The sequence below is a fragment of the Microbacterium alcoholitolerans genome (assembly GCF_050408615.1).
Taxonomy (GTDB): domain Bacteria; phylum Actinomycetota; class Actinomycetes; order Actinomycetales; family Microbacteriaceae; genus Microbacterium.
The window spans coordinates 2,716,073-2,732,973 of the sequence record NZ_JBNTKD010000001.1 but is presented as its reverse complement, the minus strand read 5'-3'; the positions used below and the strand labels follow the sequence as shown (position 1 = coordinate 2,732,973).

The 16,901-nt window shown below is 67.3% G+C and carries 18 protein-coding genes; all 18 read right to left on the bottom strand.

Features of this window, described 5'->3' with window-relative positions; all coding sequences use genetic code 11:
- Positions 1–5: 5 nt before the first annotated feature.
- The 18 genes from rplW to ACQUSX_RS13080 all read right to left on the bottom strand — a co-directional run bounded on the left by rplW (position 6) and on the right by ACQUSX_RS13080 (position 16,852).
- Positions 6–326, bottom strand: coding sequence for a 50S ribosomal protein L23 (rplW, locus tag ACQUSX_RS13165; RefSeq protein ID WP_241927876.1), 321 nt, complete (start codon positions 324–326; stop codon positions 6–8).
- Positions 323–985: a 50S ribosomal protein L4 gene (rplD, locus tag ACQUSX_RS13160; RefSeq protein ID WP_428907364.1), complete on the bottom strand. Its 663-nt coding sequence runs from the start codon at positions 983–985 to the stop codon at positions 323–325. Before rplD ends, rplW begins: the two co-directional genes overlap by 4 nt.
- Before the next feature lie 4 nt (positions 986–989).
- Positions 990–1,649 (bottom strand): 50S ribosomal protein L3, encoded by a 660-nt coding sequence (gene rplC / locus ACQUSX_RS13155; protein WP_428907363.1) that lies wholly within the window; start codon positions 1,647–1,649, stop codon positions 990–992.
- 11 nt (positions 1,650–1,660) lie between these two features.
- Complete coding sequence (gene rpsJ, locus ACQUSX_RS13150) at positions 1,661–1,969, bottom strand: 30S ribosomal protein S10 (RefSeq protein ID WP_017201594.1); 309 nt, start codon at positions 1,967–1,969, stop codon at positions 1,661–1,663.
- Between the two features lie 408 nt (positions 1,970–2,377).
- Entirely contained in the window at positions 2,378–2,590 is a 213-nt protein-coding gene (locus tag ACQUSX_RS13145; RefSeq protein WP_428907362.1) for a hypothetical protein, read from the bottom strand.
- A 105-nt stretch (positions 2,591–2,695) separates the two neighbouring features.
- On the bottom strand, positions 2,696–3,889 hold the full coding sequence (gene tuf, locus ACQUSX_RS13140) for an elongation factor Tu (protein ID WP_428907361.1): 1,194 nt from the start codon (positions 3,887–3,889) through the stop codon (positions 2,696–2,698).
- Positions 3,890–4,051: 162 nt separating this feature from the next.
- Complete coding sequence (gene fusA, locus ACQUSX_RS13135; RefSeq protein ID WP_428907360.1) at positions 4,052–6,166, bottom strand: elongation factor G; 2,115 nt, start codon at positions 6,164–6,166, stop codon at positions 4,052–4,054.
- Between the two features lie 77 nt (positions 6,167–6,243).
- A complete protein-coding gene (gene rpsG / locus ACQUSX_RS13130) occupies positions 6,244–6,714 on the bottom strand; it encodes a 30S ribosomal protein S7 (protein WP_050722490.1) in 471 nt (156 codons plus the stop codon).
- A gap of 5 nt (positions 6,715–6,719) precedes the next feature.
- A complete protein-coding gene (gene rpsL, locus ACQUSX_RS13125; protein ID WP_241927871.1) occupies positions 6,720–7,088 on the bottom strand; it encodes a 30S ribosomal protein S12 in 369 nt (122 codons plus the stop codon).
- Positions 7,089–7,296: 208 nt separating this feature from the next.
- Positions 7,297–7,944: a spermidine/putrescine ABC transporter substrate-binding protein gene (locus ACQUSX_RS13120; protein WP_428907359.1), complete on the bottom strand. Its 648-nt coding sequence runs from the start codon at positions 7,942–7,944 to the stop codon at positions 7,297–7,299.
- Between the two features lie 61 nt (positions 7,945–8,005).
- The gene (locus tag ACQUSX_RS13115) at positions 8,006–8,497 is read right to left on the bottom strand and encodes a DUF6121 family protein (RefSeq protein ID WP_428907358.1); all 492 of its coding nucleotides are present in this window, start codon (positions 8,495–8,497) and stop codon (positions 8,006–8,008) included.
- Between the two features lie 4 nt (positions 8,498–8,501).
- Complete coding sequence (locus tag ACQUSX_RS13110) at positions 8,502–9,545, bottom strand: ABC transporter (protein ID WP_428907357.1); 1,044 nt, start codon at positions 9,543–9,545, stop codon at positions 8,502–8,504.
- A 77-nt stretch (positions 9,546–9,622) separates the two neighbouring features.
- Positions 9,623–9,778 carry a hypothetical protein gene (locus tag ACQUSX_RS13105; protein ID WP_428907356.1) on the bottom strand — a complete coding sequence of 52 codons (156 nt, stop codon included), beginning with the start codon at positions 9,776–9,778 and terminating at the stop codon, positions 9,623–9,625.
- A 161-nt stretch (positions 9,779–9,939) separates the two neighbouring features.
- Positions 9,940–10,725, bottom strand: coding sequence for a hypothetical protein (locus ACQUSX_RS13100; RefSeq protein ID WP_428907355.1), 786 nt, complete (start codon positions 10,723–10,725; stop codon positions 9,940–9,942).
- A 4-nt stretch (positions 10,726–10,729) separates the two neighbouring features.
- Positions 10,730–12,622, bottom strand: coding sequence for a glycoside hydrolase family 13 protein (locus ACQUSX_RS13095; RefSeq protein ID WP_428907354.1), 1,893 nt, complete (start codon positions 12,620–12,622; stop codon positions 10,730–10,732).
- Between the two features lie 137 nt (positions 12,623–12,759).
- Positions 12,760–14,259 carry an alpha-amylase gene (locus ACQUSX_RS13090; RefSeq protein WP_428907353.1) on the bottom strand — a complete coding sequence of 500 codons (1,500 nt, stop codon included), beginning with the start codon at positions 14,257–14,259 and terminating at the stop codon, positions 12,760–12,762.
- Positions 14,260–14,295: 36 nt separating this feature from the next.
- Positions 14,296–15,237 carry a sugar ABC transporter permease gene (locus tag ACQUSX_RS13085; RefSeq protein ID WP_428907352.1) on the bottom strand — a complete coding sequence of 314 codons (942 nt, stop codon included), beginning with the start codon at positions 15,235–15,237 and terminating at the stop codon, positions 14,296–14,298.
- A 1-nt stretch (position 15,238) separates the two neighbouring features.
- On the bottom strand, positions 15,239–16,852 hold the full coding sequence (locus ACQUSX_RS13080) for an ABC transporter permease subunit (protein WP_428907351.1): 1,614 nt from the start codon (positions 16,850–16,852) through the stop codon (positions 15,239–15,241).
- Positions 16,853–16,901 lie beyond the last annotated feature (49 nt).

Here is a 16,901-nt window from a genome sequence, read left to right as displayed (position 1 = left end):
CCCGGTCAGCCGACTGCCGTGAAGATGTCGATGGAGCCCGACTTCAGCGAGACGATCGCGCGCTTGGTGTCCTTGCGCTTGCCGGTGCCGAAGCGGGTGCGACGGGCCTTGCCGACGCGGTTAATCGTGTTGACCGAAGCCACCTTGACACCGAAGATCTTCTCGATGGCGAGCTTGATCTCGGTCTTCGAGGCGCGCGGGTCGACGAGGAAGGTGTACTTGCCCTCGTCGATCAGGCCGTAGCTCTTCTCAGAGACGACCGGTCCCAGGATGATGTCGCGCGGGTCCTTGTTCAGGGCCGTTGCGAGCGGGTTCTGCTCGCTCATGCCGAGACCTCCTCGGTTGCGCCGGTCTTCGAGGCGATGAAGCCCTCGAGTGCGGCCTTGGTGAAGACGATGTCGTCGGAGACGATCACGTCGTAGGCGTTCAGCTGGTCGTAGCTGAGGAAGTGCACGTTCGCGAGGTTGCGGACGCTCTTCACGGTCAGCTCGTCATCGCGATCGATGACGACCAGCACGTTCTTCGACGGGGCCACAGCGGCGATGAGGCCGGCAGCGGTCTTGGTCGACGGGGTGCTGTCGGCGACGAACGCCTCGACTGCGTGCAGGCGCTCACCGCGGAAGCGGTCGCTCAGCGCGCCACGGAGGGCGGCGGCGATCATCTTCTTGGGGGTGCGCTGCGAGTAGTCGCGCGGCTTCGGGCCGTGGACGATGCCACCACCGGTCATGTGCGGAGCGCGGATCGAGCCCTGACGGGCGTTACCCGTGCCCTTCTGCTTGAAGGGCTTGCGGCCTGCACCAGAGACCTCACCGCGACGCTTGGTCGAGTGGGTGCCCTGGCGTGCGGCAGCGCGCTGCGCGACGACGACCTGGTGGATCAGCGGGACGTTGGTCTCGACGTCGAAGATCGCGGCGGGAAGCTCGATCGAGCCTGCCTTCTTGCCGTCGACCGAGAGGACGTCGAGTGCGAGAGTCGAGTCAGCCATTTGCTCAGGCACCCTTCACTGCGTTGCGGACGTACACGATACGGCCACGCGCGCCGGGGACGGCGCCCTTGACGAGCATGAGTCCCTTCTCGACGTCGATGGCGTGCACCGTGAGGTTGAGGACGGTCACGCGCTCGCCACCCATACGGCCGGCCATGCGCATGCCCTTGAAGACGCGGCTCGGGGTCGACGATGCGCCGATCGAGCCGGGCTTGCGGTGGTTGCGGTGCGCACCGTGCGAAGCCGACACGCCCTTGAAGTTGTGACGCTTCATGACACCGGCGGTGCCCTTGCCCTTGCTGGTGCCGACGACGTCGACCAGCTGACCTGCCTCGAACACGCCGTCGACCGTGAGCTCCTGGCCCAGCGAGTACTCGGCGGCATCCGCGGTGCGGATCTCGGTGACGTGGCGGCGCGGCGTGACGCCGGCAGCCTCGAAGTGAGCGGTCAGGGGCTTGTTGACCTTGCGGGGGTCGATCTGGCCGTAGGCGATCTGAACGGCGTTGTAGCCGTCCTTCTCGGGGGTGCGAACCTGCGTGACCACGTTCGGAGCCAGCTCGATGACGGTGACGGGAACGAGCTTGCCGTTCTCGTTCCAGACCTGGGTCATGCCGAGCTTCGTGCCGAGCATGCCCTTGGAAACCTTGGAGTTGATGTCAACCATTGCGAGACCCCTTACAGCTTGATCTCGATGTTGACGTCGGCCGGGAGGTCGAGACGCATCAGCGAGTCGACGGCCTTCGGCGTCGGGTCGACGATGTCGATCAGACGCTTGTGGGTGCGCATCTCGAAGTGCTCGCGGCTGTCCTTGTACTTGTGCGGCGACCGGATGACGCACACGACGTTCTTCTCGGTCGGAAGCGGCACGGGGCCGACGACGGTTGCGCCCGCACGGGTCACAGTGTCGACGATCTTTCGTGCCGACGTGTCGATGACCTCGTGGTCATACGACTTCAGGCGAATGCGGATCTTCTGTCCCGCCATTGTCTGCTCTCTCTCTATAGGCGTCTTACCGACCGGGACCGGATGGCCCTGGGGCATTGGACGCTCGATGGCGCTGTTCACGCCTCTGCATCACTGTTCTGATGTCAGCCCGACTCCCCGCGCACGCGCGATGAGCCCATGTAGAGGTGTCGGATTGTCTGTTCTGCTGCCCGCGGCCTAGAACCCTGCGCACGCCCCGGGGGGACTCGCCGTCTATGCACTGCCATGACAGTGATTCCGCGCATCACGAAGAGCGCAGAAATGTGGAACCTGACTATTCTGCCATGCCGGATTCATGTACTGCAAACCCGGGCGTGTCGCGCGTCGTTCCGCGGCTGGCGGACGACCGTCGAGGCAGCAGAAGGGCGGTGCACGACGTGGTGCACCGCCCTCGTATCGCGATCGGATCTACTCGTTGCCGACCTGCTTGTCGACGCCGTCGCGGATCTCATCGATCTTGTCCGCAGCGCCGGGAGCGATCTTCTTGGCGAAGTCCGCCACACCGTCGAGGACTTTGTCGCTGACGTCCTCGGCCTGCTCGCTCTTGACCGCTTCCGCGATCTTGTCCTTGTTCTCCTCGTAGAGGTCCTTGCCCTTGTTGACCATGTCGTCGAAGCCCATCAGCATCCTCCCCTGCTACGGGAGCAGCGGTTCTGCCCCTCCGCTCTCTTTTTACACGAAAGAGGGGCCGGACCAATGGCCCGACCCCTCTTCAGAAGCAGATGCTTACGACACGACCTTCGTGACCGTGCCGGCGCCGACGGTGCGGCCACCCTCACGGATTGCGAAGCCGAGGCCCTCCTCCATGGCGATCGGCTGGATCAGCTCGACCGACATGTCGGTGGTGTCGCCGGGCATGACCATCTCGGTGCCCTCGGGCAGCGAGATGACGCCGGTGACGTCGGTGGTGCGGAAGTAGAACTGCGGGCGGTAGTTCGTGTAGAACGGGTTGTGACGGCCACCCTCGTCCTTCGAGAGGATGTAGGCAGTGCCCTCGAAGTTGGTGTGCGGGGTGATCGAGCCCGGCTTCACGATGACCTGGCCGCGCTCGACGTCCTCGCGCTTGGTGCCGCGGAGCAGCAGACCACAGTTCTCGCCGGCCCATGCCTCGTCGAGCTGCTTGTGGAACATCTCGATACCGGTGACGGTCGTCTTCTGCGTCGGGCGCAGACCCACGATCTCGACCTCGGAGTTGATGGCCAGGGTGCCGCGCTCGGCGCGACCCGTGACGACCGTTCCACGACCGGTGATCGTGAAGACGTCCTCGACGGGCATCAGGAAGGGCTTGTCGCGGTCACGCTCGGGGTCCGGCACGCTGTCGTCGACGGCCTGCATGAGGTCGAGGATCGACTGGACCCACTTCTCTTCGCCGTTCAGGGCGCCGAGAGCCGAGACCTGGACGACCGGAGCGTCGTCGCCGGGGAAGCCCTGCGCCGAGAGGAGCTCGCGGACCTCGAGCTCGACGAGCTCCAGGATCTCCTCGTCGTCGACCATGTCGCTCTTGTTCAGTGCGACCAGCAGGTACGGCACGCCGACCTGCTTGGCGAGCAGGACGTGCTCGCGGGTCTGAGCCATCGGGCCGTCTGTGGCGGCGACCACGAGGATCGCGCCGTCCATCTGTGCAGCACCGGTGATCATGTTCTTGACGTAGTCGGCGTGGCCGGGTGCGTCAACGTGCGCGTAGTGGCGCTTCGGGGTCTCGTACTCGATGTGCGAGATGTTGATGGTGATACCGCGCTGACGCTCCTCGGGAGCCGAGTCGATCGTCGCGAAGTCACGCTGGACGTTCGTGTCGGACGGGTACTTGTCAGCAAGCACCTTCGAGATCGCGGCAGACAGGGTGGTCTTGCCGTGGTCGACGTGACCGATCGTTCCGATGTTGACGTGCGGCTTGGTCCGCTCGAACTTGGCCTTGGCCACTTGGTCCTCCTCAGGACGTTCGTGTAGAGAACACCGGATCACTGGATTGTGACCGGCTCCCTACGGATTTCGGTTTCTCAGTTTAGTAGAGAGTGAATGTGAAGTTGTGGGGTGCTCCCCCGGGCCCGTCGACGAACTCAGGGCCCGGGAGGAGTGAAGGACTTACTCGCCCTTGGTCTTCTGGATGATCTCGTCGGCGACGGCGCGCGGCACCTCAGAGTAGCTGTCGAACTCCATCGAGTAAACAGCACGGCCCGAGGTCTTCGAGCGCAGGTCGCCGATGTAGCCGAACATCTCGGACAGCGGCACCGACGCGCGCACGACCTTGACGCCCTGGGCGTCCTCCATCGACTGGATCTGGCCGCGACGCGAGTTCAGGTCGCCGATGACGTCGCCCATGTACTCCTCGGGAGTGCGCACCTCGACCGCCATGAGCGGCTCGAGCAGCACCGGGTTGGCGCGACGTGCGGCTTCCTTGAAGCCCATGGAGCCGGCGATCTTGAACGCCATCTCCGAGGAGTCGACGTCGTGAGCAGCACCGTCGACGATGGTCGCCTTGACGCCCACCATCGGGTAGCCGGCCAGGACACCGACGTTCATCGCGTCCTGGAAACCGGCGTCGATGGAGCCGATGTACTCGCGCGGGATACGACCACCGGTGACCGAGTTCACGAACTCGTAGGTCTTGTCGCCGTCGAGCTCGAGCGGCTCGATGTTGAACTGGATCTTCGCGAACTGACCCGATCCACCGGTCTGCTTCTTGTGCGTGTAGTCGTGCTTCTCGACGGTCTTCTTGATCGTCTCGCGGTACGCCACCTGCGGCTTGCCGACGTTGGCCTCGACCTTGAACTCGCGCTTCATGCGGTCCACGAGGATGTCGAGGTGCAGCTCGCCCATGCCCTTGATGGTCGTCTGACCGGTCTCGGGGTTGAGCTCGGTGCGGAACGTCGGGTCCTCTTCAGCGAGCTTCTGGATCGCGAGACCCAGCTTCTCCTGGTCGGCCTTCGTCTTCGGCTCGATCGCGACCTCGATCACGGGCTCCGGGAACGTCATCGACTCGAGGACGACGGGCGCTGCCGGGTCGGCGAGGGTGTCACCGGTGGTGGTGTCCTTCAGACCGATGACGGCGTAGATGTTGCCAGCCGTGAGCGAGTCGACCGGGTTCTCCTTGTTGGCGTGCATCTGGAAGATCTTTCCGATGCGCTCCTTCTTGCCCTTGGTCGAGTTGACGACCGCGGAACCGGAGTCCAGGTGGCCCGAGTACACGCGAACGTAGGTCAGACGACCGAAGAACGGGTGCACGGCGACCTTGAAGGCGAGTGCCGAGAAGGGGTCGTTGGCGTCGGGGTGACGCTCGATGATCTTCTCTTCATCCTTCGGGTCGTGGGCCTCGATGGCGCCCACGTCGAGCGGGTTCGGCAGGAAGTCGACGACGGCGTCCAGCATCGGCTGAACACCGCGGTTCTTGAACGCGGAGCCGCAGAGCACCGGGTAGATCTCGTTCGCGACGACGAGCTTGCGGATCGCGCCCTTGACCTCGGCCACGGTGAGCTCTTCGCCACCGAAGAACTTCTCCAGCAGCGCGTCGTCGGTCTCGGCGACCGTCTCGAGCAGCTGCTGACGGTACTCCTCGGCCTTCTCCTTGAGATCGGCCGGGATCTCCTGGACCTCGTACGAGGCACCCATGGTCACGTCACCCTTGGCGTCGCCGGGCCAGACGAGCGCGCGCATCTCGATGAGGTCGACGACGCCGACGAAGTCGCTCTCGGCGCCGATCGGCAGCTGGAGCACGAGCGGCTTCGCGCCGAGGCGGTTCACGATGGTGTCGACGGTGTAGTAGAAGTCGGCGCCCAGCTTGTCCATCTTGTTGACGAAGCAGATGCGGGGGACGTCGTACTTGTCGGCCTGACGCCACACGGTCTCGGACTGGGGCTCGACGCCCTCCTTGCCGTCGAAGACGGCGACGGCGCCATCGAGCACGCGCAGCGAGCGCTCCACCTCGACGGTGAAGTCGACGTGGCCGGGGGTGTCGATGATGTTGATCTGGTTCTTGTTCCAGAAGCAGGTCACGGCGGCAGACGTGATCGTGATGCCGCGCTCCTTCTCCTGCTCCATCCAGTCAGTGGTCGCGCCACCGTCGTGGGTCTCGCCGAGCTTGTGGTTGACACCCGTGTAGAACAGGATGCGCTCGGTCGTGGTGGTCTTGCCGGCATCGATGTGCGCCATGATGCCGATGTTGCGGACCTTGCTCAGGTCGGTGAGCACTTCTTGTGCCACGGGGGTTCCTCCGGGATGGTTCAGGAACGAACAGAGAGTGGGAGCGGATGCCGGGATCCCGGCATCCGCTCAGCCCTTTACCAGCGGTAGTGGGCGAAGGCGCGGTTCGACTCGGCCATCTTGTGGGTGTCTTCGCGGCGCTTGACCGCGGCCCCCAGGCCGTTCGACGCGTCGAGGATCTCGTTCTGCAGACGCTCGGTCATCGTCTTCTCACGACGACCCTTCGCGTAGCTGACCAGCCAGCGCAGTGCGAGGGTGTTCGCACGGTGCGGCTTGACCTCGACCGGAACCTGGTAGGTCGAGCCGCCGACGCGGCGGCTCTTGACCTCGAGAGTCGGGCGGACGTTGTCGAGCGCCTTCTTCAGCGTGGCGACGGCGTCCTGGCCGTTCTTCGCCTCGACGCCGCGGAGGGCGTTGTAGACGATCGACTCTGCGAGCGACTTCTTGCCGTCGACCAGGATCTTGTTGACCAGCTGGCTGACGATGGGGGCGCCGTATACCGGGTCGTTGACGACGGGGCGCTTCGGGGCGGGACCCTTGCGAGGCATCTAACTCAACCCTTCTTCGCGCCGTAGCGGGAGCGACCCTGCTTACGGTTCTTGACTGCCTGGGTGTCGAGTGCACCGCGGACGATCTTGTAGCGGACACCGGGAAGGTCCTTCACACGACCACCGCGCACGAGCACCAGCGAGTGCTCCTGCAGGTTGTGGCCCTCACCGGGGATGTAGGCGGTGACCTCGGTGCCGTTGCGGAGCTTCACACGAGCGACCTTGCGCATCGCCGAGTTCGGCTTCTTCGGGGTGGTGGTGTAGACGCGGGTGCACACCCCGGCCTGCTGCGGGTTCGACTTCAGAGCGGGCGCCTTGGTCTTGGTGACCTTGGGCGAACGTCCCTTGCGAACCAACTGCTGAATAGTTGGCACGTTCTCTCCTCATAGTGCTGCACGGTGACAGCGTGATGGGTTTCACATCATGACCCACCGGCACAGCGGAACCGCTGAGCTTCAATGTGGTGGGTATGCCGTGGGGGCGAACCGACGGTGTCGGCGCCCTGCGCGCACGCACAGTCATGCGCACACCCGATCAAGTGTAATCTGCCGTGCGGTCGGCGGTCAAATGAATCCCGATGTGCTACGGGGTGTCGGGATCGAAGGGCGAGTCCAGCGCCTCGCTGAGCTCCGCGAGCATCGCCTCGATCTGCGGCTCGACGTACTCCGAGATCGCCGCCTGCACTCTGAGGCGGTGCCGCAGCAGCATGCCGCAGATCTCGCGGCCGATCATGTTCGCGTACTCGTCGGCGAGACCGACCTCCTGACGCAGCGCGGCTTTGGCCTCATCCGTCAATGGGGGCAGCGGCGGCAGTTCGGCGGCAGCGGCGTCGGCCATGCCCGCGACGGTGAACAGGAACGGCGCACCGGGGACGGGGTCGGGGTCGAGTGGCATCCCCTCGTATTCGGGATCGAGCCCCTCCGCCGGGCGGTACGCGCGGGCGCGGTTGCGGTCGGCCTGATGATCGAGCTCGGCCTGCAGCATCGGCAGGTTGCGGGCGGTGTATTCGGCGACTGCGCTGTCGACGATCGACTTGATACGCGTCGAGAGACCGTGCTGCACGCCATGCGGCACGCCTGCGCCGATGCCGGCGGCCGAGAGGATGGGCGAGCCGAGGCAGCGCCGGCAGGGAGCCACCCGACCGCGGTGCGTTGCGGGCGCCCACCGCGGCACCCAGCGCAGCCAGGCCTCGACAGCCTGGTCCACCTGGGCATCCAGCGACCGTTCCACGAGTACAGCGTACGTGCGGCGCGGCGAGACGGGCGCTGTCAGGGCCGGGAAACCGGCATCCTCATTCCAGCTCTCGGCGCTCCCACGGCCACTTCGGCGTGCCGCCACGCGTCCGTCGCAGCGCGACGGCGATCCACGCAGCGACGAGCGCCGCCAGCAGCACCACGGGACTCGACCCTCGCACGACGAGCTGCGAGACCGCAGCGGTGGCGTGCGCGAATCCCGCGCCGCTCAGCAGCGCGCTGAGCCAGACGGCCGCAAGATGCGCGACGACGGTGACGATCGCGACGAGGACGACCGGTGAGAAGGACGGATGCTGTCGCGCCAGCACTGGGCGCAGCATCAGGGCGAAGACGGCGATGGCCACCGCCATGCCGATCAGCCCCGGCCACAGCGGCAGCTCCTCCACCGAGATGATGTCGGTGTCGGTGAAGTACGACAGCATCCCGAGACCGAGGATCGCGAACGCGGCGAAGCAGACGGCGCCGATCACGCCGGCGACGAGCACAGAGACCCCCTCCGGCGCGGAGCCGTGGGGGTCTCTGATGGTCATACTCTTACCGTAGCGCTGCCGGCCCGGCTTCGAGGGTGCGTTCGTATTCGGCCTGCGCCTCGGCGTTGAGCTCCTTCTTGCGTGCGCCGCTGCGTGCGACCCACGCGCCGAACCAGATGGTCAGCTCGCGGGCGAACACGAACGCGGCGATGGCGAGCGGTGCCAGCATCTGCTCGTTGACGAGTTCGGCGGCCTCGCTGGTCGTGATCCGCCAGAACGGCGCCTGGAACAGCTGGCCGAGGAGGTGTCCGCCGTAGGTGGCGAGGGCGACGAACAGCCCGAAGATCACCCAGTGGCCCCAGCGGCCGCGGTTGATGATGGCGCCGAGCAGCCAGAACGCGATGAAGAACACCGCGACCGGGACCCAGTACGACCACATCGACAGGGGTGCCAGCGCGGCCTCCCCGATGTTGGCGGTGGTGACAGTCCCCTCCGCCGCGCCGAAGCCGACGATCGCGCCAAGGTACAGGATCGCGAAGGCGATGGTCGCGACGAGTCCGATCGCACCTGCGGCTCCACGGTTGCCCAGCTCGCGCGGCGGCTCGGGCGCCTGCACGAAGATCGGCTGAGGAGCTGCGGGCGGCGGAGCGCTCGGCTCAGCCGGCACGACCCGCGTCTCCGCGGATGTCACGTCGGCGGCGCCGGCCGCGTACGCAGTGTCGGCCACGGTGGGGGCCCGGTCGGCGTCGGCCTTCGCATCCGCGGTGTACGTGTCGACCGGACCGGTGGCGGCGACGTAGTCATCGGCGGAGCTGACGGATGTCGCCGCGACCGGACCCGCCGTCGTGTCGGCGGCGCTGTCGTCTGATGGCCTGGCATCCGCTCCGTCGTCGTGCACGACGGGCTCGGGCGCGGCGAACGTGCCGGGGTGCTCGCGTTCGGCGGCGGCGAACGCCTCCATGTCAGGGTCGACGGGTTCCGCCGTGCTGTCGGGACCGGGCACGTCGGCACGGGCCGCGGCGGCGGCGTCGAGTCCCTCGTTGGCGCTGTCCACGACGCCGTCGACGTCATCGGACTGCTTGTTCTGGGGAACCTCGGGGTCACTCATGGTGTCGCCTCTCCTGGATAGATCCAGTGCGAGATTAGCGCCCGCGGGAACAGCGGCGACGCAGGCGTGCCGACGTGTCACGGGATCGTGCTGTCGAGCAGCCTCTCGAGCACGACGACGAACCCCGGCCCCGCCGGCATCGACAGCCACAGCAGGCATCCCACGATCCCGGCGCACAGGATGCCGACGACCCAGGTGATCGCCCGGTTGCGCCCTCCCACACGAGCTGACATGCCCATACCGTACGCCAAGCGATGCCCCGAGTGCGGCATCATCGCGTGGTGTTGCGGGCCGGCATGTGCTTCCGGTCGCACCCGCTGCACATTCCTGCATCTGCGCCATCGATCGACGGCGCAGATGCAGGAATGTGGCGCACACGCGGGCGCAGGGCGCCTCAGTCCCAGCCGAGGCGCTGCGCCACTGCCTGCGCGGCGCGGGTCGGGAACTCGGCCCACCCGGGCTGCAGCCTCAGCAGCAGCGCGTAGACCTCCCGTGCGGCCTCCTCCTCCGGACGCGCGACGGCGGCTGCGATGCGCTCGCCCCAGACGGGATGCTCGCGCTCGAAGCGGCGCACCGGATCGTTCACGTCTCGGAGTGCGGTGGACTCCCCCGGGGCGCGCCCGCGGATCGCGCGCACGAGGTGGTTCACCGCCCACTGGCGGATGAACGCCCCGCCGTTCAGGCGCTCGCCCCGCCGCACCCGACCGACCCCGATCAGCAGCTTCACGAGCACCAGGCGCGCGTCGTTCTGCGGATCGAACCCGTCTGCTGCCCGCGCACGCGCCTGCGCGCTCCGGACGAGCGTCGCCGCCGTGCCCGCAGCGTCGTCGACGACCACCGTCGCCTCGGCTGCGACCGCACCGGCCAGCTCCGCAGCATCCGACATCGCGAATTCGAAGACGTGACCGTCGTCGTACACGGCGACGAAACCGATCTCTCCCTCACGGGCGGTCAGCACGATGCGGTCCTGGTCGGGCAGCCAGGAGAGGTCGGGGCGCAGCCGGGCGCCCCTCCCCTCGGCCGTCATCGCGAAGAAGTCATGATCCGACCACTCGTCGCGGCGCAGCCGCGCGTCATCCGACGTGGAGCCGAGCAGAACCAGGCCGATCAGGTCCTCGTGCGAGCGCACTCCGTCGGCCAGGCCGCGGCTGAGCAGCTCATAGCGCTCCGGCTGAGCCATGCGATCAGCCCTCGCTCGGCACCGCGACGCCCGGCAGGCTCCATGCCGCGAAGGCCGGACCCTCGGCCGCGAGCATGACGGCGCCGTCGGATGCCGCGGCGAGTGTCGCATCGCCGATCAGCATCTCCGCGGTCGCGGCCCCCGGCAGCGCGCCGGGGACGAGCTCGATGTCCGCTCCGCCGCGCGTGGCGAGCACAAGCACGCGCTCGTCAGCGCCCTCGCGCACGAACACGAGCGTCTCGTCGTCGACGTGCAGCCAGCGCATGCCGCCGGTGCCGAGCACGGGGTGTGCGCGGCGCAGCCCTACGAGGTCGCGGTACAGCGCAAGGCGCTCGGCGACACCGGCATCCGATTCCGAGCCCCACGGGATCGGCGTGCGGCTGGCCTCTCCGTCGGCGCCGGTGAGGCCGAACTCGTCTCCGGCGAACACCACCGGCACTCCGGGCAGCGTCATCGACAGGCCGACGGCGACCGGCACCGCTCCCGGCGCCGCGTTCGTCGCGAAGCGGCCCGTGTCGTGCGTGTCCAGCGGCTGCATGTTGCCCAGCCGCACTCGCCACGGGATGCCCGCAGTGAAGCGCACGACAGCGGATGCCAGATCGCGCGCCGTGTACCGCGGGATGCCCCCGATCGGCTGACCGAAGAACCACGGCTCGGTGCGCTCCTCGCCCTCGGCGGTGAGGTACGGCGTTCCGTCGGGCTCGCTCAGCCAGCCCCACAGCGGGCGGGTGAAGGAGGGGTAGGTCATGGCGCCGTGCCAGCCGTCGCCCTGCAGGTCGCTGATGGCGTCGTTGGTGGACTCGCCGAGCAGAATGGCGTCCGGGTTGATGCGCAGCATCGTCTCGCGGAACAGCCGGCGCACCTCGGCGTTCAGATCGATCTCGCCCAGGCGACCGGTCATGTTCGCCACGTCGACCCGCCAGCCGTCGATGGAGTACGGCGGCTTCAGCCACTTCGCGACGATAGAGTCCGCACCGGTGACGAACCGCTCGCGCAGCTGCTCGGATGACCAGTCGAACTTCGGCAGCGTCGGCGTGCCCAGCCAGGATTCGTACTGCGTGTTGCCGTCGTCGGTGAAGTAGTAGTAGTCCTCGGTTTCGGCGCCGGGGTTGCCGAGCGCCGCCTGGAACCACTCGTGGCGGTCTCCGGAGTGGTTGCTGGTGAGGTCGCCGATGACGCGGATGCCGCGGGCGTGGGCCTCTTCGATGAGCCGGATGTAGGCCTCATCGCCGCCGAGCAGCGGGTCGACCGCGTCGAAACTCGAGGCGTCGTAGCGGTGGTTGGACGCGGCGGGGAAGACCGGCGTCAGGTAGAGCAGGTTCACGCCGAGCTCGACCAGGTGATCGAGGTGCTCGATGATGCCGGGGATGTCTCCGCCGTAGAACTGCTGCGATCGTCCTGGCATCACCGGATCCACCGGGTCGTCCCACTTCGCCGGGATCGCCCAGTCGGGAGTCGGGTGGCTGTCGGCCTGGGCTGAGCGCGCGAACCGGTCGGGGAACACCTGGTACATCACCGACTCGTGCAGCCAGGCGGGAGGTGCGGGGTTCGCGACCAGCGCGAAGTCCTCGGCGTCGAGGGTCTCACCTCGGTGCAGGCCGCTCTGGTTCAGCCACAGGGCCGTGCCGTCCTCGTGCACGAGCACGAAGCGGTAGCCGTGGCGGGGATTGCGGACCGTGACGGGGGCCTGCCACCAGTCCCATCCGTCCGCAGAGCCGACGAGCGCCGCCTCGGTCCACTCCGGCTCGTGGTCGGGGTTGGAGCGCGTGCGCACCGCGCGCAGCGGGCCGTACCCGGCGGGCACGCGCAGGCGCACGGTGACGACTTCGCCGAGGACCGGCGCGTCATTTGAGACGTGCAGCGGCGAGCCGTCGTGGTGAGGAAGAAGAGCGGACATGTCATGGCCTTTCAGACAGCGGCGGTTCACCCGCCGGATTCGACGTGGTTGCACAGCGCGCGGCCATGACAGAGCCCTTTGGTTTTTCTTCGGTTGAGGAGCTTGTGTTCAGTTGTGGATTCTGGCACGAACGGCGCTCAGCGCCTGGAATCGAGGTGGATCGCGGCGGCGGTGCGTCCTGGCAGCTCGAACACGGCCTCGCCGGCGTCGATGGTGAAGGCCGCGCCCTGGCATCCGCCATCGGTGAGAGCCGCGCGACCTCCCGAGACGACGTCGCAGTACTCCCCGTCCCGCAGCCCGGTCGGGATCGTCACCGTCTCGGCGGCGTGCCCGGCGTTGACCGCGACGATGCCGCGGGCATCGCGCTCGAAGGCGTACGCGTCGCCCTGCTCGACGCCCGGCAGACGCGGGGCCTCGCCGACGGCCTCGCGGAACGCGAGCATGCCGCCGATCGCCGGCCAGCTCTGGACGCACGTGCGCTCGCCGTCCTCGGCGGGCACGGTCGCGTTCTCGACGACGGGCGCGCAGGATGCCGGGAGCGCGCGGCCCTCAGCATCCGCCGGCGCTCCGGCATCGCGATCCGAGAACGTGTAGCCGGAGTACACGACGGGGGTGCCATAATCGTCGCCCAGCAGCAGGACGTTGGCGAGCAGGTACAGCTCCGGCATCTTGGCCGTCACCTTCGCCTCGCCGCGCTCGGTGTCGTGGTTGTCGACGAACACGATCGCAGCGTCGGATGCCACGTGCAGGGGTCGCGGATCGGCGAGCTCCGGGTCGGTCCACACGCCCGAGCGCAGCGGCTGGACGAGATCGCGAGCGTAACTGAACTCGAACACCTCGCCGAAGGCGGTGTACTCCTCGGGCTCGATCGGCTCGCCGGCCCCGCGGATCACCTCGCTGAGGATGCGCGTGCCCTCGGGGAGCACGGCGACGATCGCCGCGACGTCATCGGCCGGCATGTGCTTGGCCGCGTCGATGCGGAACCCGGCGACGCCGAGCGAGAGCAGGTCTTCGAGGTAGGCGACGATCTGCCCCTGCACGTGCGGGGACGCGGTGTCGAGGTCGGCGAGGTTCACCAGCTCGCAGGTCTGCACCTGCTCGCGCGATGAATAGTCCTGGATGTCGTCGTCGGTGAGTCCGCAGTGGTGGAAGTCCTCGGGCCCGTAGAGCCCCGGGTAGGAGTAGTGCTCGTAGGCGCTTCCCGCCGTGCCCGTGCCGGGCTGATCCTGCCCGGTCATGTGGTTGATCACCGCGTCGGCGATGACGTCGACGCCGGCGGCGCGGCAGCGCTGCACCATGTCGGCGAACTCCGCCCGCGTGCCCAGCCGCGACTCGATCTGATGACTCACCGGCTGGTACGAGGTCCACCATTGAGCGCCCTGGATGTGCTCGTTCGGCGGCGAGGTGAGCACCCATGAGAACCCTGCCGGGCCGAGGGTCTGCTCGCACTCGGCGGCGACGGACGTCCACGGCAGCTGGAAGAGCTGGATGCCCGCACCGGGGGCCTCGCCGAGCGCGGCCGGCTGCTCCGCAGCATCCGACGTGGCATCCGACCCGCCCTCCCGCGGACCCGCAGGGGCGCACCCGGCCAGCAGCAGCGCGGCCGTCGCGACGGCCGCGGCGAGGCTCGCGGCCACTCGGCGACGGTCTCGCGCCCGCTTCGCCGGCATCCGCTACTTCACGCTTCCTGCGGTCAGACCGCCGACGATGTACTTCTGCAGGGCGAGGAACAGCGCAACCGGCAGGATGGCGGCCAGCACCGCGCCGGCGGCGAAGACACTCCAGTTCTTCGAGAACTCGTCCGAGACGAACTTGTACAGTCCCACGGCGAGGGTCTGCTTGTCGGGGTCGATCAGGATGACGCTCGCCAGCACGAACTCGCTGCTCGTGCCGATGAAGCTCAGCAGTCCGACCACCGCGAGGATCGGCGCGACCAGACGCAGGATGATCGTGAAGAAGATGCGGGCGTGACCGGCGCCGTCGATCTTCGCGGCCTCATCGATGGATGCCGGGACGGTGTTGAAGAACCCGTACATCAGGTAGGTGTTCGCCCCCAGCGCACCGCCGAGGTAGACCATGATCAGACCGATCTGCGTGTTCAGGCCGATCGCGGGGAAGATGTCGCTGATGGTCACCATGATCAGGAAGATGGCGACCATCGCGAGCATCTGCGGGAACATCTGCACGACCAGCAGTGCGGTCAGGCTGAACCGACGGCCCGTGAACCGCATGCGCGAGAACGAGTAGGCGGCGAGCGCGCCGAGCAGCACGGTGAACAGCGCGGTGATGAGGCCGATCACCAGCGTGTTCATGAACCAGGCGGCATACGGATGACGATCGCTGCCGAACAGCTCGACGTAGCTGTCGAGGCTGATCTGGCTGAACAGCGAGTTGGCCGTGAGCAGCGTGCCGCCGGGGTTCAGCGACGCGCTGAACACGTACAGCAGCGGGAACAGCGCGAACACCGTGGCGACGATGCCGACGAGGTGGCGCCAGCCCGTCTCACGGAAGTACTTGCGGAACGGGCGGCGGGGCTCGCGCGCTTCGCCGAGTGTGCCGGCGCCCGCCGTGACGATGGCCGAGGTGGTGGGTTCGGTGGTCTGCGAGGTGCTCATGTCAGTTCAGATCCTCCAGGGCCTTGGTGCGGCGGAACGCGATGACCGAGATGGTCGCCACCAGGATGAAGATGATGATCGAGAAGGCGCTCGCGAGTCCGTAGTCGGACGTCGAGCCCACGAACGCGACCTTGTAGACCATCGTGATGAGGATGTCGGTGGCGCCGACGTTCACCCCCGCGGTGACGTCGCGCGGACCGCCGCCGGTGAGCATGTAGATCAGGCTGAAATTGTTGAAGTTGAACGCGAACGACGAGATCAGCAGCGGCGCGACCGCGACGAACAGCAGCGGCAGCTTGATGCTGCGGAAGATCTGCCAGGCGTTCGCGCCGTCGACGCGCGCGGCCTCCTGCACATCATCCGGGATGGATTGCAGGGCGCCCGTGCAGATCAGGAACATGTACGGGAAGCCGAGCCACAGGTTCACCAGGATGATGCTGAACTTCGCCAGCCATTCATTGGTGAGCCAGGGTATGTCGGCGCCGCCGAAGAGCACGACGTTGAGGAAGCCGAACTCCTGGTTCATCATTCCCGCCCACACCAGCGCGGACAGGAATCCGGGGAAGGCGTACGGCAGGATCATCAGCACCCGGTAGTACCTCTTCGACTTCATGCGCGGGTCGTTGAACACGATCGCGAGGAAGAGACCGAGCGCGAAGCAGGTGAACACCGACAGGAATGCGAAGACGAACGTCCAGATGAGCACCGAGACGAAGGGCCCGCGGATGGACTCCTCGCTGAATGCGCGGGTGAAGTTGTCGAATCCGACGACGATCTGCCAGCCCGGTGTGAGCTCGGTCCCGTCGGCGGCGGTGAAGGCACCGGTGCCGATGTCCGAGTAGACGACTCCGCTGCGGGTGTCGGTCATGGTTCCGGCCGCTTCGTCGTACTCGAGCGCCGAGGTGTACACGTACGCGCGCGACCCGTCCGGGGTGCGCAGGGCCCCGTCGTTCGGGTCGTCGCTGAGTGGTACGGACATGTCGGCGATCTGCGACTGGTTCGCGACGATGTCGCCGAAGGTGAGTGCGCTGTAGCCGTCGAGGCCGACGGCCTTGTCACCGTCCATCTTGGCACCCTCGACCTGCTCCAGTGGCCGGTCGGTGCCGCCGACGGCGACATCGCCGTCAGGTGCTGTCACCAGGAAGGAGAATTCTCCGAGTTGCTCGAGCACGGTCAGCTCGTACGCGGGAGAGTCCGGCACGCGCTCCTGTGCGGAGAGCATCAGCGCATTGACCGCACTGTCCTTGTCGCTGTTGTGTCCGGTGCCGTAGTTGGTGAAGGCCACGTAGCCCGTGTAGAGCGCGGCGAACACCTGGAAGACGAACAGGAAGACCAGACCCGGCATGAGGTACTTGGCCGGAAGCCTGCCGCGACTGAAGTAGATCCACACGGCGAGCGCGGCCACCGCAACCACGATGACGGCCGCCACCCACTGGCCGGTGCGCGAGAGCACGAGGCCCGCGTACAGAGCCAGTGCCAGGATCAGGCCGAGCAGCACCACCTTGAGCAGCAGCAGCGCCCACCCGCCGCCGGCGGCTTCGGCGATGCGCGCTGCGCGGCGCTGGCGGGCGGTGGGCGGCGCGGCTTCGGTGTCGTGATCGTCCGTGATCGTCATCGGCTTTCCTCAGCGATGTCAGGGGGGGTCGAGCGGGCGGGACGGGCGG

What these genes read in the sequence shown, in the direction of transcription:
- rplD (WP_428907364.1), bottom strand. Translation starts at nt 985, where the DNA reads ATGGCTGACTCGACTCTCGCACTCGACGTCCTCTCGGTCGACGGCAAG.
- ACQUSX_RS13080 (WP_428907351.1), bottom strand. Translation starts at nt 16,852, where the DNA reads ATGACGATCACGGACGATCACGACACCGAAGCCGCGCCGCCCACCGCC.
- rpsG (WP_050722490.1), bottom strand. Translation starts at nt 6,714, where the DNA reads ATGCCTCGCAAGGGTCCCGCCCCGAAGCGCCCCGTCGTCAACGACCCG.
- rpsJ (WP_017201594.1), bottom strand. Translation starts at nt 1,969, where the DNA reads ATGGCGGGACAGAAGATCCGCATTCGCCTGAAGTCGTATGACCACGAG.
- rplC (WP_428907363.1), bottom strand. Translation starts at nt 1,649, where the DNA reads ATGGTTGACATCAACTCCAAGGTTTCCAAGGGCATGCTCGGCACGAAG.
- ACQUSX_RS13115 (WP_428907358.1), bottom strand. Translation starts at nt 8,497, where the DNA reads ATGACCATCAGAGACCCCCACGGCTCCGCGCCGGAGGGGGTCTCTGTG.
- ACQUSX_RS13110 (WP_428907357.1), bottom strand. Translation starts at nt 9,545, where the DNA reads ATGAGTGACCCCGAGGTTCCCCAGAACAAGCAGTCCGATGACGTCGAC.
- ACQUSX_RS13145 (WP_428907362.1), bottom strand. Translation starts at nt 2,590, where the DNA reads ATGGGCTTCGACGACATGGTCAACAAGGGCAAGGACCTCTACGAGGAG.
- ACQUSX_RS13105 (WP_428907356.1), bottom strand. Translation starts at nt 9,778, where the DNA reads ATGTCAGCTCGTGTGGGAGGGCGCAACCGGGCGATCACCTGGGTCGTC.
- ACQUSX_RS13095 (WP_428907354.1), bottom strand. Translation starts at nt 12,622, where the DNA reads ATGTCCGCTCTTCTTCCTCACCACGACGGCTCGCCGCTGCACGTCTCA.
- rplW (WP_241927876.1), bottom strand. Translation starts at nt 326, where the DNA reads ATGAGCGAGCAGAACCCGCTCGCAACGGCCCTGAACAAGGACCCGCGC.
- ACQUSX_RS13100 (WP_428907355.1), bottom strand. Translation starts at nt 10,725, where the DNA reads ATGGCTCAGCCGGAGCGCTATGAGCTGCTCAGCCGCGGCCTGGCCGAC.
- ACQUSX_RS13085 (WP_428907352.1), bottom strand. Translation starts at nt 15,237, where the DNA reads ATGAGCACCTCGCAGACCACCGAACCCACCACCTCGGCCATCGTCACG.